General features: G+C 71.4%; 14 protein-coding genes and 1 tRNA gene. 3 read left to right on the forward strand and 12 right to left on the reverse strand.

What is annotated here, in order from left to right; genetic code table 11:
- Window positions 1-18: 18 nt before the first annotated feature.
- Window positions 19-1,086: a DUF3667 domain-containing protein gene (locus tag HS109_01130; GenBank protein ID MBE7520966.1), complete on the reverse strand. Its 1,068-nt coding sequence runs from the start codon at window positions 1,084-1,086 to the stop codon at window positions 19-21.
- Window positions 1,083-1,829: a TrmJ/YjtD family RNA methyltransferase gene (locus tag HS109_01135; protein ID MBE7520967.1), complete on the reverse strand. Its 747-nt coding sequence runs from the start codon at window positions 1,827-1,829 to the stop codon at window positions 1,083-1,085. Before HS109_01135 ends, HS109_01130 begins: the two co-directional genes overlap by 4 nt.
- A gap of 82 nt (window positions 1,830-1,911) precedes the next feature.
- Here HS109_01135 and HS109_01140 point away from each other — a divergent pair, with 82 nt between their 5' ends.
- Together HS109_01140 and HS109_01145 are read left to right on the forward strand one after the other, a co-directional pair.
- Window positions 1,912-2,736 (forward strand): inositol monophosphatase, encoded by an 825-nt coding sequence (locus HS109_01140; GenBank protein MBE7520968.1) that lies wholly within the window; start codon window positions 1,912-1,914, stop codon window positions 2,734-2,736.
- Window positions 2,737-2,991: 255 nt separating this feature from the next.
- Complete coding sequence (locus HS109_01145; GenBank protein MBE7520969.1) at window positions 2,992-5,034, forward strand: S8 family peptidase; 2,043 nt, start codon at window positions 2,992-2,994, stop codon at window positions 5,032-5,034.
- Window positions 5,035-5,083: 49 nt separating this feature from the next.
- Here HS109_01145 and HS109_01150 read toward each other — a convergent pair whose 3' ends face one another.
- The 4 genes from HS109_01150 to HS109_01165 are packed head-to-tail and all read right to left on the reverse strand — an operon-like array spanning window position 5,084 to window position 11,154.
- Window positions 5,084-6,763, reverse strand: a complete 1,680-nt coding sequence (locus tag HS109_01150; GenBank protein ID MBE7520970.1) for a caspase family protein — start codon at window positions 6,761-6,763, stop codon at window positions 5,084-5,086.
- Window positions 6,764-6,767: 4 nt separating this feature from the next.
- Entirely contained in the window at window positions 6,768-8,543 is a 1,776-nt protein-coding gene (locus tag HS109_01155) for a caspase family protein (GenBank protein ID MBE7520971.1), read from the reverse strand.
- Between the two features lie 23 nt (window positions 8,544-8,566).
- Window positions 8,567-9,412, reverse strand: coding sequence for a hypothetical protein (locus HS109_01160; protein MBE7520972.1), 846 nt, complete (start codon window positions 9,410-9,412; stop codon window positions 8,567-8,569).
- Window positions 9,403-11,154 (reverse strand): adenylate/guanylate cyclase domain-containing protein, encoded by a 1,752-nt coding sequence (locus HS109_01165; protein MBE7520973.1) that lies wholly within the window; start codon window positions 11,152-11,154, stop codon window positions 9,403-9,405. Before HS109_01165 ends, HS109_01160 begins: the two co-directional genes overlap by 10 nt.
- A 161-nt stretch (window positions 11,155-11,315) precedes the next feature.
- Here HS109_01165 and HS109_01170 point away from each other — a divergent pair.
- Window positions 11,316-11,403, forward strand: a tRNA-Ser gene (locus HS109_01170).
- A 287-nt stretch (window positions 11,404-11,690) separates the two neighbouring features.
- On the opposite strand, the gene HS109_01175 is transcribed toward HS109_01170, so the two are convergent.
- The 6 genes from HS109_01175 to HS109_01200 all read right to left on the reverse strand — a co-directional run bounded on the left by HS109_01175 (window position 11,691) and on the right by HS109_01200 (window position 15,761).
- A complete protein-coding gene (locus HS109_01175; GenBank protein MBE7520974.1) occupies window positions 11,691-12,239 on the reverse strand; it encodes a MarR family transcriptional regulator in 549 nt (182 codons plus the stop codon).
- Window positions 12,240-12,376: 137 nt separating this feature from the next.
- Complete coding sequence (locus HS109_01180; GenBank protein ID MBE7520975.1) at window positions 12,377-13,276, reverse strand: LysR family transcriptional regulator; 900 nt, start codon at window positions 13,274-13,276, stop codon at window positions 12,377-12,379.
- Between the two features lie 255 nt (window positions 13,277-13,531).
- A complete protein-coding gene (locus HS109_01185) occupies window positions 13,532-13,831 on the reverse strand; it encodes a formate dehydrogenase (protein MBE7520976.1) in 300 nt (99 codons plus the stop codon).
- Between the two features lie 28 nt (window positions 13,832-13,859).
- Window positions 13,860-14,897 (reverse strand): formate dehydrogenase subunit gamma, encoded by a 1,038-nt coding sequence (locus HS109_01190; GenBank protein ID MBE7520977.1) that lies wholly within the window; start codon window positions 14,895-14,897, stop codon window positions 13,860-13,862.
- A 13-nt stretch (window positions 14,898-14,910) separates the two neighbouring features.
- Complete coding sequence (locus tag HS109_01195) at window positions 14,911-15,135, reverse strand: hypothetical protein (GenBank protein ID MBE7520978.1); 225 nt, start codon at window positions 15,133-15,135, stop codon at window positions 14,911-14,913.
- Window positions 15,132-15,761: a 4Fe-4S dicluster domain-containing protein gene (locus HS109_01200; protein ID MBE7520979.1), complete on the reverse strand. Its 630-nt coding sequence runs from the start codon at window positions 15,759-15,761 to the stop codon at window positions 15,132-15,134. Before HS109_01200 ends, HS109_01195 begins: the two co-directional genes overlap by 4 nt.

The raw sequence follows: 15,761 nt of genomic DNA on the forward strand, positions 1-15,761 counted from the left end.
CGCGCATCGGCGCGTCCGCTACCGGAACAGCACCGCGGCCACCAGCAACACGCCGGTCGCCAGCAGGAAGACGAGCGCGTAGGCGATCGAGGCGACGGCGGACCGGACGAAGACGCCGGCCCATCGCCCGCCGTACACGACATGCATCGACACCACGAGGTAGACCACGACCCACGCGCTGAGGAGCAGGCTCGCGGGGCCGCGATCGACGACCACGCCGAGCGTGGCGGCGAGCGCGACGAACGCGTGGTTGTGCGCGCCGTAGACCAGATGCTCCGCGTAGCGCCGCGGTCGGCCCGGATAGCGCTGCGCCCTCCCGAGGTAGAGCACCTGCATCAGCAGCGCGAACACGGGGAGCATCGCCACGAGCGCGTACGGGCCGAACCGCACCATGCCCGCGACGACCGCGCGCAGTTTCTCGTCGCGGTCGAGGCGGTTGAAGCTCTCGAAGCGCCCGGCGATGCGGCGCGCCAGCGGCGAATCGATTCCGCCGATGCGAAAGTCGAGGTTCTCGTCGATCTCGAGCCTCGCGGCGCCGACCTCGAACGTGAGCGGCGCCCCCTGCACGTCGATGGCCGGTGCATTCGCGACGGCTGGCGGCGCATCGACGCGCCCGGGTTCGCCTGCCCGCGGTCTTGGCGCCGGCGCCGCCGGGGATGCGTTCGCGCCGGAATCCGCGGAGGTCGGGTTGACCGCGATCAGCACGTGCCGGTCGTCGCCGGTGATGCGGATCGCCGCGAACAGCACGATCGCGAGCACCAGCACGAGCCGCGCCGGACGCACGTACCGCGCGCGCCTGCCCGTCAGGTATTCGCGCGTGAGGTGGCCGGGACGCGTGGCGAGGAGCGCGAGCGTGCGCCACATCGTGCCGTCGAACGCGACGTAGCGGCCCGCCGCCTCGCGCATGAAGACGCCGGCCTTCGGCAACGCGAGCGTCGTCTCCTGCCCGCAGGCCGGGCACCAGGCCCCGGGCGCCTCGGCGCCGCAGTTGCGGCAGGCGGTCTCGCCCGGCGGGCGGGCGGGTTCCGCCGCGCGCGCTCGTCGCGCGAACGGCCACGCGCGCGCGCGTCGGGTCCGGGCGCTCATCTCGCCTTGCCGATCAACTGGTCGATGCGCGCGAGGATGCCGCGCAGGATGTTCACCTCCTCGCGTTCGAGGCCGCTTCGCGCGAACAGGCGACGCAGGCGCGGCATCAGCCGGCGCGGCATCTCGGGATGCAGGAAGCGCATCGCGACGAACGTGCGCTCGGCGTGCGCTGCGAGCGCCTCGACCGCCTCGCTCGTCGCCGGCGCGAAGCGCGGCGCGCGCCACGCCAGGTCGCCGAAGGCCGCGATGCGCGCCTCGTAGGCGGCGACCTGTACCGCGGCGGCGAGGTTGAGCGACGAGAACGCGGGATCGGCCGGAATCGTCGCGACCGCGGTGCAACGCGCGAGGTCGCCGTTGGAAAGGCCCGACATCTCGGTGCCGAACACGAACGCCGCTTCGCGGCCCTTGCGGATCGAGTCGATCGCGAGACTGGCCGCTTCCCGAGCGGTCAGCACGGCGCCCGCGAACGCACGCGGCCGCGCGGTGAAGCCGATCGCGCATGCGACGCCGTCGAGCGCCGCGCCCAGGTCGTCGACGACGCGGGCGCCTGCGAGCAGGGCGGTCGCGCCGGTCGCGCGAGCCGTCGCTTCGGGATCGGGAAAGCGCGCGGGAGCGACGAGCACGAGCCGCGCGAGGCCCATCGCGTGCATCGCGCGCGCGGACGCACCGATGTTCCCCGGATGGCTCGTCGCGACGAGCACGACCCCGAGGCGGTCGAGCGTGGGCACAGTGGCGTCGTCCATGGTTGAGAGGCGAACGCGCGTAGAATAACGGCATCCCCGCCTTCTTTCCGCGCGCCGCAGGCCGCCCGCGCGACCGACCCCCATGCATCCGATGCTCACGACCGCCGTCAAGGCGGCACGCCGCGCCGGCAACATCATCAACCGCGGCGCCCGCGACCTCGACCTCCTGAAGGTGAGTTCGAAGGGACCCAAGGACTTCGTGAGCGAGATCGACCACGCGGCCGAGGCGGCGATCGTCGACACGCTCCTCGGCGCCTATCCCGACCACGCGATCCTCGCCGAGGAGGGCACCGCCAAGGGCCGGAACGAGGCGGCCGAGCACGTCTGGGTGATCGATCCGCTCGACGGCACGACCAACTTCCTGCACGGCTTCCCGCAGTACTGCGTGTCGATCGGCCTGATGCACCGCGGCGTGGTGACGCAGGGCGTCATCTACGACCCGGTGCGCAACGACCTCTTCACCGCCTCGCGCGGACGCGGCGCGTTCCTGAACGACCGGCGCATCCGGGTCAGCAAGCGCCAGCACCTGCGCGACTGCCTGGTCGGAACCGGGTTCCCGTTCCGCGACGGCAGCTACCTCGACACCTATCTCGCGATGATGCGCGAGATGGTCACGCAGACGGCGGGCCTGCGCCGTCCTGGAGCGGCGGCGCTCGACCTCGCCTATGTGGCCGCCGGGTGCTACGACGGCTTCTTCGAGGTGGGCTTGAACCCCTGGGACGTCGCCGCCGGCAGCCTCATGGTGCTCGAGGCGGGCGGACTCATCGGCGACCTGTCCGGCGAGGGCGGCTACCTGCAGAGCGGGCAGGTGATCGCCGCGAACCCGAAGGTGTTCGTGCAGATGGTCCACACGTTGTCGCCTTTTCGTGCCGCGATGGTCCGCGACCTGGCCGCCCGCGGAACCTGACGCGCGACACGACCGGTCCGAATGGTTACCATCGCCAGGCACGCCCGCGCCCGGCGGCGTGGCACCGATCTTGCCTCACGCCGGGGCTAGGCCTCGTGCCGGCACGTGATCCGACCGACGGAGTCCCGCATGACCTCCTCCGCTGCCCGCAAGCCGTTTCCCCTGCGTCGCGCGCTCGTTGCGTTCGCCGCCTTGGCCGCAACGTCCTCGGCGGTCCCTGCGTTCGCCGAGCCGGTTACCGCCTTGCGTGTGATGTTGCACCCGTCCACCGCCGCGCGGGGCACGCTGCCGGCGGCGACGCTCGGCAAGCTCGAGCGCGTCGCGGGCGCCTCGCTCACGCTGACCGGAACGACGCGGACCGGCGCCCTCGAACTGCGCCTCGCCGGACCGCTGGACGAGGTCGGCGCCCAGCGCATCGCCAAGGCGCTGCGCGAGGACCGCTCGGTGCTCTGGGCGCAGCCGATCGTCGCAGCGCCGGGCGTCGAGAAGCGCGCAGTCCCGGCGGATCCTCGGTTCCAGGCGAACGGCAACCGGCTGATGGTGCGACTCGCCGATGACGTCGCCCCCGACTGGCCCGCGCTCGCGCATCGCTTCACGGAATTGCTGGGCACGCCGGTCGCCGCCGAACGCAAGGTCGGCAACGTCTGGTTGCTCGAGATCGCCGTCGCGCGCCCGCCGGCCGAACTCGCCGCGCTCGCCGCGACGCTGCAGCAGGACGCGGCGGTGATGTATGCGGATCCGGTGCGCCGGATGGTGCCGCAGGTGGTCCCGAACGATCCGTTGTTCATGAAGCAGTGGTCGCTGCTCGACCCGATCGCCGGCGTGAACGCACCGGCCGCATGGAGCGTGCAGACCGGCGCGCCGTCGACCACGGTCGCCGTGATCGACACCGGCATCCTGCCGCATCCGGACCTCGACGGTCGGGTGCTCCCGGGCTACGACTTCGTCACCGACCCGGCGAGCGCGCGCGACGGCGACGGCCGCGACCCGGACCCCCGCGACGAGGGCGACTGGACCGGCGCCGACGATTGCTATCCGGGGTCGCCCCCGCAGGACTCGTTCTTCCATGGACTGTTCGTCAGCGGTCTCATCGCAGCCAACACCGACAACGGCCTCGGCATGGCCGGCATGGATTGGGCGGCGAAGGTCCTGCCGGTGCGCACGCTCGCGAAATGCGGCGGCACCAACGCCGACGTGTTCGAGGGCATGTTGTGGGCGTCCGGCGTGCAGATCGCCGGCGTCCCGCCCAATCCGAATCCCGCGCGCGTGATCAACATGAGCCTCGGCGGATACGGCGCATGCGCTTCCGCCATCCAGGAGGCGATCGACGACGCCCTCGCGCAGGGCTCGGTCGTCGTGGTGGCGGCGGGCAACGCCGCGGACGATGCGGCGAACTGGTCGCCCGCGAACTGCGGCGGCGTCATCACCGTCGGCGCGACCGGCAACACCGGCGATCGCACCGGCTACTCGAACTACGGCAGGCGCGTCGACCTGTCGGCGCCGGGCGGCGACGGCGACGACGTGTCCTCGCTCGTGCTGTCGACCTACGCGATGGGCGACACCGTGCCCGGCGAACCGGCCTACGCGATCGCGGCCGGCACCAGCTTCTCGACGCCGCTCGTGTCCGGCACCGCGTCGCTGATGCTCGCGCGCAATCCGCTGCTGACGCCGGGGCGCGTGCTGTCGATCCTCACCGGCACGACGCGCGATTTCCCGATCGGCACGCAGTGCAGCGCGGGAGGCGTGTGCGGCAGCGGGCTGCTCGACGCCGGCGCCGCGGTCGCGAGCACGCCACCGGCCACCGGTGCGCTGCCACCCAACGCGGTGCCGGTGCTCGAGTACTACGACGCCGGGTCCGACCACTATTTCATCACCGCGGATCCCAACGAGATCGCCTACCTCAACCTGTACATGCCGCAGTGGCAGCGCACCGGCGCGGTGTTCTTCGCCTACCCGGCGGCGTTCCTCGCGCCGCCGGGCGCGCAGCCGGTGTGCCGGTTCTACGCCGGCGGACTCATCGGCTCGCACTTCTTCACGGCGAAGGGCGCGGAATGCGCGTTCGTGCAGTCGCGCTGGGCAGGCGTGTGGACGCTCGAGAACCCCGCGGTGTTCTACATCGAGGTTCCCGACTCGAACGGCGCCTGCCGCGACGGCACGATTCCGATCCACCGCTTCTTCAACAACCGGCAGGACGCCAACCACCGCCACACGCCCGATCTCTCGGTGAGGCGCGCGATGGTCAACCGCAACTGGGTGCCGGAAGGCGCGAACGGCGTCGCGTTCTGCTCGCCGATCTGACTTTCAGGATCAAGCCCTGCGCCGACCCGCGTCGCGGAATCGACGACGATCAGACTTGCCGCCAGATTCGCTGGAGGCACGATACCATCTCGCGGCGTTCGGCATGCCGGATGCGCAGGCTGCGCCCGTCGTGGACCGTCACGTCGCTGCGCAATGCGTAGTTGACGCCCGGCACGATCCAGATCGCCAGCACGCGTCGGGCGCCGGTGCTGTCGAACCCCTCGCCCTCGATGCGGAACGCCTCGGCCGCGCCGAACGGCAGATCGAGGCGCTCGCGCGCCGCGATCATGAAGTCGTAGTAGCCGTCCACCCGGGTCGCACCGCGCTGCCGCGCGAACCGGCTCGACCAGCGCCAGCCGATCTGGACCTGCGCGGGAACGTCCTGGACGCGGGGCTCGAACAGCTCCCCGTCGCGGGCGACCATGTTGCCCATCGCGTCGATGACGATGACGCCGTCGTTGATCTCGACTCGATCCGCGTCGGCGTCGACCCTGGTGATGCGCCAGGCCAGTGTCCTCGGCTCGCCGCCATAGACCGGATCCGACTGGCGGTACACGACTTCGTCGCCGACCGAATAACCGCGGCCGATCTCGAAGGTGCCCGCCGAGTAGGGGTTGTCCGACGGCCGCATGAGCAGCGGGAAGGCGCTTCCGGGCGCGACGACCAGCTGCGCGGCCTCCGGCGCTCGCGCTTCGACCGCGGGGGTGTCCGGCGCCGCCGCCACCTGCACCGGCGCGCGCGCCGCTTCGTCGCGCGCCGCGAAGTAGGCGAGGCGGGTCTGCGCGATCTCCGAGAACCGTCCGCTCGGATACTCGCGCAGGTAGGCTAGCCAGTCCGCCGTTTCCTTCGACCCCTTCACCCGGTCCCACGCCTCCAGCTCGCGGCGCATCTGCGCCTCCAGCTCCGCCTCGGACAGCTTCCGCGCCTGCGGGAACAGGAACACGTCGCTCTCGAGCGAGGTCGACTCCCAGGGCACCTGCGCGCCCTTCGACGCGATGCGAACCGCGAGCCGCACGCGCTTCAGCGCATCCTCCAGCCGTGTCGCCGGCGCCCCCAGCTCGCGCACGAGGTGCTCCGCGTACAACCCCGACTGCCCTCCGCTCCCGATGGCATCCGCCGCCACGCTCCCCGGCGCCGTCGAGAACGCGAGCAGGCTCGAGGGCGGCGCGTCGAACTGCGACAGCCCCTTCTGCGATGGCCGGTACGCACCACCGAACGGGTTGTCGCGGCACGCATCGAGCACGATCACGAACGTCCTGCCCTTCGCCTGCGCGAGTCCGGTCAGCAGCGACGCCAGGTCCAGGCACTGCGCCGGCAGGTCCGCCGCCGTGTTCACCCGCGCGTCGACCGGCAGCAGGTAGTTGCGCCAGTCGAGCTGCGCACCGTGGCCCGCGTAGTAGAAGAACACCAGCTTCGCCTCGCTCCGCTGCGCCGACTCGGCGAAGCGTTTCGTCGCGTCGAAGAGCGTGACCCGGTCCGCGTTCGTGCGCAGGTCGACCCCGAAGCCGGCGCGCTCCAGCAGCCCCGCCATCGCCTTCGCGTCGTTGACCGCGTTGCCGAGCGGCGCCCCGGGATAGGCGTCGTTGCCGACGACCAGCGCGATCCGCGACGGATCCGCCGCCGCACCGGCCGGCAGCACGACCCCCGGCGCGAGCGCGAGCGCCGCGCCGAGTCGCAGGAACTCGCGACGCGAGGGATCGCGGCGGATCACGTGTCCGGCTCGGCCCATCCGCTCAAGCCTGCCGCCAGATCCGCTGTCGGCACGACACCATCTCGCGCCGTTCCGAATGCTGGGCGCGCATGCTGCGGCCGTCGTAGCGGATCGTGTCGGTGCGCAGCGAGTAGTTGACGCCCGGCACGAGCCAGTGGCGGATCGTGAGCCGGGAGCCGAAATTGTTGAAGCCCTCGCCGTCGATGCGGAAGGCCTCGACCTCGCCGAACGGCAGCTTGACGCGCTCGCGCGCGACGACGACGTAGTCGTAGTAGGAGTCCGAGCCCTCGACACCGCGCTGGAACCGGAAGCGCGTCGTCCAGCGCTTGCCAACCTGGACTTCGGCGGGAATCGCCTGCAGGCGCGGCTCGTAGGTCGCGCCGTCCCACGCGAGCGGGTTGCCCATGCTGTCGAGCACGATGAACCCGTTGTTGATCACGACGCGGTCCGCGTCGAGGTCGACGCTCGTGATGCGCCATTCGAGCCGCCGCGTCGGCCCCCCGTACACCGGGTCGGACTGCAGGTAGACGACCTCGTCGCCGACCGAGTAGCCGCGGTCGATCGCGTACGTCCCTGCCGAATTCGGGTTCGGCGACGGACGCATCAGCGCCGGGAAGTCGCCTCCCGGCGCGACGACGAGCTGCACCGGCGCCCTCGGTCCTGCATCCGCGGACGCAAGCGAGGTCACCGGCGGCGCGGCGGGCGCGGCCAGCGCCGGCGCCGCGGACGGCGCCGCATCCGCGGGCGACGCGAGTTGAGCCGGCACTGCTGCCGGCACCGCCGCCATCGGCGGGACAGGTGCGGCCGCCACCTGCACCGGCGCGCGCGCCTCCTCGTCGCGCGCCGCGAAGTACGCCAAGCGCGACTGCGCGATCTCGGCGAATCGCCCGCTCGGATACTCGCGCAGATACGCGATCCAGTCGTCCGCGCGCTTCGATCCCTTGACGCGGTTCCACGCCTCGAGTTCGCGCTCGAGCGCCTGCTCGATCTCCGCCTCGGTGAGCTTCTTCGCGGCCGGGAACAGGAACACGTCGCTCTCGAGCGAGGTCGACTCCCAGGGCACCTGCGCGCCCTTCGACGCGATGCGAACCGCGAGCCGCACGCGCTTCAGCGCATCCTCCAGCCGTATCGCCGGCGCCCCCAGCTCGCGCACGAGGTGCTCCGCGTACAACCCCGACTGCCCTCCGCTCCCGATGGCGTCCGCCGCCACGCTCCCCGGCGCGGTCGAAAACGCGAGCAGGCTCGAGGGCGGTGCGTCGAACTGCGACAGCCCCTTCTGCGCCGGCCGAAACGCCCCGCCGAACGGATTGTCGCGGCATGCGTCGAGCACGATCACGAACGTCCTGCCCTTCGCCCGCGCGAGTCCGGTCAGCAGCGACGCCAGGTCGAGGCACTGCGCGGGCAGGTCCGCCGCCGTGTTCACCTTCGCGTCGACCGGCAGCAGATAGTTGCGCCAGTCGAGCTGCGCGCCGTGGCCCGCGTAGTAGAAGAACACCAGCTTCGCCTCGCTCCGCTGCGCCGACTCGGCGAAGCGTTTCGTCGCGTCGAAGAGCGTGACCCGGTCCGCGTTCGTGCGCAGGTCGACCCCGAAGCCGGCGCGCTCCAGCAGCCCCGCCATCGCCTTCGCGTCGTTGACCGCGTTGCCGAGCGGCGCCCCGGGATAGGCGTCGTTGCCGACGACCAGCGCGATCCGCGACGGATCCGCCGCCGCACCGGCCGGCAGCACGACCCCCGGCGCGAGCGCGAGCGCCGCGCCGAGTCGCAGGAACTCGCGACGCGTCGGTCGGCGAAGGTTCATCGGCGCTCCCCCCGGGCCCCGCGTCAGCGTGCGTCCGCACGCTCCCTCAAGCTTCCCTGGTCGGGCCGCGCTGCCGCGACCGCCGCCCACCGGCGCCGCGCCTCGTCGCGCAGGTCATTCTGCTCGAGCCACAGCGCGTAGGCGACGCGCTCGGACACCGCGGCGTCCGCCGCCGGAGCGAGCGCCTTCGCCTGCGCCTGCAATTCCGCAGGCGCGACGCGGAACTCCGCCCGCGCGACCTGGACGACCTCCGACCCGACCCGCGCCTTGACCTGCAGCGCGTACGCCTGCCCGGGCACGAGCGGACGCGCCTCGGGCACCTTCACGCGGCGTTCCGGCGTCGTCGTCTCGAACACGGCCGCACCGGAGGCGTCGATCACCGCGACATCGTAGACGGTGCCGGTGCGGGAGTCCGTCCACGCGAGATCGGGATGCATCGACAGCACCTGCGGGTCCGGCGCGATCACGCGCAGCCCCAGGTTGCGCATCACGACCGCGCCCTGCACGAGGCCGGTCGGCTTGAGACGCATCGTCGCGGGCCCGGGCGCCGCGCGCGCGTGGACGGTCGCGCCCTGCGATGCGTGCGGCTGCTGCACATCCACCGACACGAATCCCGGGCCACGCAGCTCGTACTGCGCTCCGTTCGCGTAGTAGATCAACGCGACGCGGGCGCCGGCGGCCAGATCGACCTTCCGCCCGGCGTCGAGCTGCTGCAGCATCGCCACCGACGCGCCCGCGAGCGTCGCCGCGCCCTGCACGTCGGTCACGACGGCGACCGGCTGCGCGAGCGCGCTTCCCCAGGCGATCGCGTGCACCGTGATCGCGGCGCACGCGCGCCTGACGATGCGCGCGGTCTTCTTCAGCGCCATCCGACGACCTCCAGCGACGTGTGCCCCTTGATAGCGTGGACGCCGAGCGGCACCAGTCCCGGCCGCTCGCCGATGCGCATCGCGACGTCCTTCGTCATCACCAGCGGCACCCCGACCTCCTTGGTCAGCGACTCGAGGCGCGACGCGACGTTCACGCAATCGCCGATCGCCGTGTACGAATGCCGCGTCGCCGCGCCGACGTGCCCCACCGTGGCTTCGCCGCACGCGAGCCCGATGCCGATCGCGAGCGGTGCCCCGTCGGGGCCGCGTGCAGTGTCGCCGATCCGCCGGACACGCTCAAGCACCTCGATCGCCGCGTCGAACGCGGCGCCGCAGGGGTCGTCCATCCGCGCGGGGGCGCCGAAGAACGCGAGGACGCCGTCGCCCATGAACTTGTCGACCGTCCCGCCGCGACCGTGGATCGCGGCGGTCGCCTGCTCGGCGAGATCGTTCAAGAGCGCGAGCACGCGGTCCGGCGGTTCCCGCTCCGCGCGCGTCGTGAAACCGCGCACGTCCATCACCAGCACGCAGATGAACCGGCGAGCGCTCGCGAGCCCTTCGAGCCGGCCCGCCTCGATCTCGGCCATCACCTGCGGGCTCACGTAGCCCGCGAACACGCCGCGCAGGCGAACGCGCTCGCGCCACGCGACGGCAGCCTCGAACGCGAGCCTCGCTCCCGTTGCCAGCGCGAGCGTGACGATCGCCGGCGCGACGGGCAGGAGCAGGTCGCGCGAAAGCGCCCACAGGCCCGCGCCGAGCGCAGCCGCGCCGCCGGCGATGACCGTCGCTGCGGCGGTCCCCGGCCGCCGGCCGCCCAGCCACGCGAGTCCGGCGAGCGCGGCGAGAATCGTCGCGAGCCACGCTGGCAGCGACCCGACCGTGCGGCCCGCGAGCATCGTGCGCAGTGCTTGCGCGTGGACGAGCACGCCCGGCTCGGCGCCCTCGGCCTGCCTGCCTCGGACGAGAGGCACGGGAACATGCGTCCGGTCCGAGAATGGAAGGACCGATCCCACGAGCAGGATCCGGCCGCCGAGCGACTCCGCCAGCATGCGCTCGTCACCGCTGCCGGCCCACCCCAGCACGGTGCCGAGCGGAATCACGTCGAAACCGTCGCCGAGCGCGTAGTTGATCCGGCCCGCGACCGGCTGGACGCCGAGCATGCGCGCGATCTGCCCGACGAACGTGGGGACTGGTTCCTCCCGGTCGCCCAGCCGCTCGTCGAACGAGCGAACGACGCCGTCCGGATCGGCTCGCCATAGAGCGAATCCGGCGCCCTCCTGCCCTGCGGCGACCAGGAAGACCGGATGGACCGGGCGCGGACGCCCGCTTTCGTCGACCGTCAGCGCCAGCACGACGTCGCCGACCTGCCGCATGCGCAGGATGCCGTCGACCAGCGCCGCGTCGAGGTCCGGTGCGATCGCGGCGTAGCTGCGGTCGGGGAGCACGAGGTCGAGGCCGACGATTCGCGCGCGGGCGCGGGCCGCCATGGTGAGCAGCGCGCCGAGTTGGCGCTGCCAGAGCGTGATCGGCTCGGGGATTTGCGCTACGGTCGCCTCGTCGATGCCGAGGATCAGGATGCCGTCGTCGGGGACGGCGGCACCGCGCAGCAGCGCGAACCCGGCATCGGTCAGTCGACGCTCGAGCGGCGCGGCGAAATCGAGCGCGTAGATGGCCGCCCCTGCGATCATCGCGAGGACGAGACCGCTCAGCCGCTGAAGGATCGCGGGATCGGCGGTGTTCATGCAGGCGTCAGGACCCAGGCCGGCTACGCACCCGTCGGCGCCGGCCGTTCCGGACACGGATACGATTTCAGCGTCCGGTTCCGAGGCGGGCCACCGCCGGGCGACTCCAGCACCGGCGCCGCCCGGCTGCGCGGCGGGTTCAGCTATAATTTCACACTTTCGGAGAGATGGCCGAGTGGTCGAAGGCGCCTGACTCGAAATCAGGTATACGGCAACGTATCGGGGGTTCGAATCCCTCTCTCTCCGCCAAGCCAAAGGGCCTCGCAAGAGGCCCTTTCGCTTGGCGGACAGGAGGGTGAGAACCGGTTCGCACGATCGACGCGACCGCGGCGATCGCGCGACCGCTAACCCGCGCGCAACGCGCGCCGCGTTAAGCCAAGCGTGAGCGCGGCGGCGGTCGCTCATCCCTCTCTCTCCGCCAAGCCAAGGGGCCTCGCAAGAGGCCCTTTCGCTTGGTGGACAGGAGGGTGAGAACCGGTTCGCACGATCGACGCGACCGCGGCGATCGCGCAACCGCTAACCCGCGCGCAACGCGGTCAGGGTCGGGCGCTGATCTCGGCGAGCCGCAGCACGAACGCGGGCGCAGGTGCCCTCGTCGCGCGTTCCGTCCCGGCGGCGTTCGCCGAGGCTTCGAGCGAACCCAGCAGTCCCTCGAGTTGCAGGCGGTCCGCTTCGGACAGGCCCTCGACGAACTCGACGATCCAGGTCTCGTGCTCGTCGGTCATGGTGCGGACGCGTTCGCGCCCGCGAACCGTCAGCCGCACGACCGACGCACGGCGGTCGACCGAGTCGACCGAACGCTCGACGAGGCCGTCGACGACGAGTTGCGCGACGATCCCGGTGACGTTGCCGCCGGTGACTCTCATGCGGCGGGATATCTCGCCCATCCGCAAGCCGGCCGGCGCGCAGTCGAGCTGGGTCAGCAGGTCGAAGCGCGGCAGCGTCGTCGCGAATCGTTCGCGCAGCCGTTTGCGAACCGTACGCTCGATCGCCGTCGTGCACGCCACGAGCTGCACCCAGGTCCGCAGCGCTCCACGGCGCGCGTCCTCTTCGTGCGGCGCCGCGCTCTGCCTCCGTGCGTCCATCGAAGTCGCCATCCCGTCCTCCGTCTGCCTCGCTCGCGCCGCCCACGGCGGATGTGCACGCCCGCCCGGTTTCCGCCCGCGTTGCGGCGGATCGGGGTCGTTACCGCGGCCATCGCGGCGGCGACCCCGAAGGGACGTTACGCACGCGGCACGCGGGCGGAAGTCTTCGCGAGGTCCGCCACGGCCTCGATCAGCCGGGTCGCGAGCGGATCGGGCACCCGATGCTTGAGCGTAACCGCTCCGAACGGCACCGCAACGCGGGGCAGGTCCACGTTCAGGATCGCAAGCATGGACTTGAGGACGCTGTTCGCGTGATAATGGAAGGTTCCGAAGCAGAGGTAGTCGGCTTCGAGCACCATTCCGAGCGCCACCGGCGCGGACGCCGATTCGATCGCATGGCGCGGCATCGTGTAGCCGGCCTTGTGCAGCGTGCGTTGAATGTGGTCGTAGGACAGTGCCCCCCACTGCGGCGTCACCCAGTTCTCGTCGGCGAGTTCTGCGTACCCGACCTTCCGCAGGCCCGCGAATCGGTGCGACGACCGGGACAGGATGCAGATCGCATCCTCGAACAGCGTGTGGAAGGCGAGATCGGGGTCGGAGCGGATCGGCGCGAGGCGCGAGAAGTAGAGGTCGATCGTCCGCGCCCTGAGCATGTCGAGCAGCACCTCCTCGTCGGCTTCGCGGATCGTGACCGTGGCGTCACGGGCCGGGCCCAGCACCTGCGCCAGCGCCTTGGGCAGGATGCCCTGTGCCCAGCCGCCGCCGCCCGCGCCGACCCGCAACACCTGCCCCTCGCCGCGGGAAACGGCTTCCAGATCCTCGGCCGCGAGGCTCAGTTCGCCGAAGACCGCGCTGGCGCGGCGAACGAAGCTCGCCGCGTGCACCGTGGGAGTCACTCCCTGCGACGTGCGGTCGAACAGCGGAACGCCCAGCGTGCGCTCGAGGTCCGCGATCGCCGCGGTCACCGCAGGTTGCGTCAGGTGCAGGAAACGCGCGGCCTTGCGGAAGCTCCCGTGCTCCATGACGGTGAGGAACACGCGCATCTCCCGCAGCTTGACCTGCCGGCCCAGCCGCCCCCCCCCATTCGTTCGAGACCATCGGTCCCTCGGCCCGGTTTCGCGATAAGGAATTCTAATCGCGATGGCGAAAAGCGTGATCGATCGGCACTCGGTTTTCGGGTTTGGGGGCCTCGGGTTCGGAGTTCGGGCGGGGAGTCGATCCGCGGCGAGCGCGCCAAAAGCGAAAACGGGGCCTTCGCCCCGTTTTCAACCATTCCGTCCGGCCGGCGGGCGCTACTTCTTCGGCGCCGCCTTGGCGGGCGCAGGCGCGGGCGCGCCAGCCGGCATCTGCGGCGGCGCCACGGACTTGCCCTTCGCCTTCATGTCGGCGTAGTAGCGGGCCGCGACCCGGTCCTCGGTGCGCACGAGCAACTGCTTGTTCGCTTCGGCCGTCGCGGCGTCCTTGGCTTTCTTCTCCTCGGCCGCCGCCTTCTGCGCGTCGGTGAGCGGCGGGGGCGCCGGCAGCTTCGCCACCGCCACGCCGAAGCACGCGACCACCAGCGTCGCCCCGATCAGTGCCCGGATCGTCGTCATCGTCCCTCCTCCTCGTGTCCAGCCGGCGTCACGCCGTGCGGTGCTGCATCGCCGGGGCCGTCTCCGCGGCGGACGCCTTCCCGGACTTCACGTCGTGGTACCAGTACTCATGGTGCTCCTTCGCCCAGGTCTCGTCGACGTACCCGGTGCGCATGCCGTCGTAGGCGCCGGCGAGCCCGATCGTGCCGAGGTAGATGTGCCCGAGGCCGACCGCGATGAAGAGCGTCGCACCGACGAGATGGACGATGTTCGCCACCTGCATGGTCGCGCGCGTCTGGTTGAAGTTCGGGAAATCGAGAATCAAGCCGCTGACGCCGACCACGACGCCCAGCACGCCGACGCCGAGCCAGAACCACAGCTTCTCGCCCGCGTTGAACTTGTGCGAGGGCACGTGATCGCCGGAGAGGAAGCCGCCGAGCTTCGCGAGCCAGGCGCCGTCGCCCTTCTGCGGGAAGTTGTCGCGGAGGTAGGTGAAGAACATCAGGACCGTGCAGACGACGAACAGCGGCCCGACGAAGTTGTGCAGGTTCTTCGCGAGGATCGCGAGCCAGGAGAACAGCGTGTAGCCGATGAGCGGCAGCAGCAGGTTCTTGCCGAACAGGATCACGAGCCCGGACACCGCGAGGATCACGAAGCTCACCGCCATCGCCCAGTGGATGATCCGCTGGCCGGCGCCAAACCGCAGGATCGTGCGCCCGGTCGGCGCTCCGCGCAGCCGGATCGTGCCGCGGCGCCAGTAGAACGCGGCGATCACGAGCACGACGGCGACGAGCAGCCAGCCGCCCCAGACCGAGAGTTGGCCGTCGCGCAGCGCGCGCCAGGTCTGCCCGGACGGCATGATGAGCACGTCGGTCTCCCGCCCGCGGACGACCGTGGACTGCGGCATGCCGGAACGCACTTCGTTCCAGACCGGCTGGTTGTTGAGCGGCTGTTGCTGCTGCTGCAGCACCTGCGCCTTCGCCGCGTCGGCCTCCTGCGGATCGACGGCGGGAGACTGGGCGGCGGCGAGGGCGATCCACCCGCAAGCGCCTAGCGCGACGAGCGCGCGCGCGATCATGCGTCGCATCGGGGTTCCTCCGTCAGGTGCCGATCCGCTTGTACTCGTTCTGCGCCTGGGTGCGCGTGCGCGTTTCGTTCTCCCATTGCTGCTGGTTGCCGTTGAACGGCGCACTGGCATAGGGAGGGACGTCCGGCTTGCCCTGGTAGGTGCCCTGCTTGTAGCGCACCACCTGCGGCTGCTCGCCGCACGCCGCGAGCCCGAGGGCCGCGGCTGCGACGACGATGGTCCAGAGACGTGCGCTCACGACTTGCCTCCCTTCGCGGGGGCGGACTGCGGCGCTTGCCCCGGTTGACCATAGGCGGTGGCCCAGCCCCAGACCTCACCGCCGCGACCGCGCACCGTCACGCGCTGGCGGTAGATGTCGGCGATGACGTCGCCGTCGCCGCCGAGCAGCGCCTTGGTCGAGCACATTTCGGCGCACGCCGGGAGCTTGCCTTCCGCGAGGCGGTTGCGTCCGTACTTCTTGAACTCCTCCTCGCTGCCGTTCGCCTCGGGTCCGCCGGCGCAGAACGTGCACTTGTCCATCTTGCCGCGCACGCCGAACGCGCCGGCCTGCGGGAACTGCGGCGCGCCGAACGGGCAGGCGTAGAAGCAGTAGCCGCAGCCGATGCACAGATCCTTGTCGTGCAGCACCACGCCTTCCTCGGAGCGGTAGAAGCAGTCGACCGGGCACACCGCCATGCAGGGCGCGTCCGAACAGTGCATGCAGGCGACCGACATCGAGCGCTCGCCGGGCACGCCGTCGTTGATCGTGACGACGCGCCGCCGGTTCACGCCCCAAGGGATCTCGTGCTCCTGCTTGCACGCGGTGACGCAGCCGTTGCACTCGATGCAACGCTCCGCGTCGCAGAGGAATTTCATCCGGGCCAT

It is taken from the genome of Burkholderiales bacterium (assembly GCA_015075645.1).
Classification (GTDB): domain Bacteria; phylum Pseudomonadota; class Gammaproteobacteria; order Burkholderiales; family Casimicrobiaceae; genus VBCG01.

Coding starts and splice junctions, on each gene's coding strand:
- HS109_01130 (MBE7520966.1), bottom strand. CDS start 1,086: ATGAGCGCCCGGACCCGACGCGCGCGCGCGTGGCCGTTCGCGCGACGA.
- HS109_01135 (MBE7520967.1), bottom strand. CDS start 1,829: ATGGACGACGCCACTGTGCCCACGCTCGACCGCCTCGGGGTCGTGCTC.
- HS109_01140 (MBE7520968.1), top strand. CDS start 1,912: ATGCATCCGATGCTCACGACCGCCGTCAAGGCGGCACGCCGCGCCGGC.
- HS109_01150 (MBE7520970.1), bottom strand. CDS start 6,763: ATGGGCCGAGCCGGACACGTGATCCGCCGCGATCCCTCGCGTCGCGAG.
- HS109_01155 (MBE7520971.1), bottom strand. CDS start 8,543: ATGAACCTTCGCCGACCGACGCGTCGCGAGTTCCTGCGACTCGGCGCG.
- HS109_01160 (MBE7520972.1), bottom strand. CDS start 9,412: ATGGCGCTGAAGAAGACCGCGCGCATCGTCAGGCGCGCGTGCGCCGCG.
- HS109_01165 (MBE7520973.1), bottom strand. CDS start 11,154: ATGAACACCGCCGATCCCGCGATCCTTCAGCGGCTGAGCGGTCTCGTC.
- HS109_01175 (MBE7520974.1), bottom strand. CDS start 12,239: ATGGACGCACGGAGGCAGAGCGCGGCGCCGCACGAAGAGGACGCGCGC.
- HS109_01185 (MBE7520976.1), bottom strand. CDS start 13,831: ATGACGACGATCCGGGCACTGATCGGGGCGACGCTGGTGGTCGCGTGC.
- HS109_01190 (MBE7520977.1), bottom strand. CDS start 14,897: ATGCGACGCATGATCGCGCGCGCGCTCGTCGCGCTAGGCGCTTGCGGG.
- HS109_01200 (MBE7520979.1), bottom strand. CDS start 15,761: ATGGCCCGGATGAAATTCCTCTGCGACGCGGAGCGTTGCATCGAGTGC.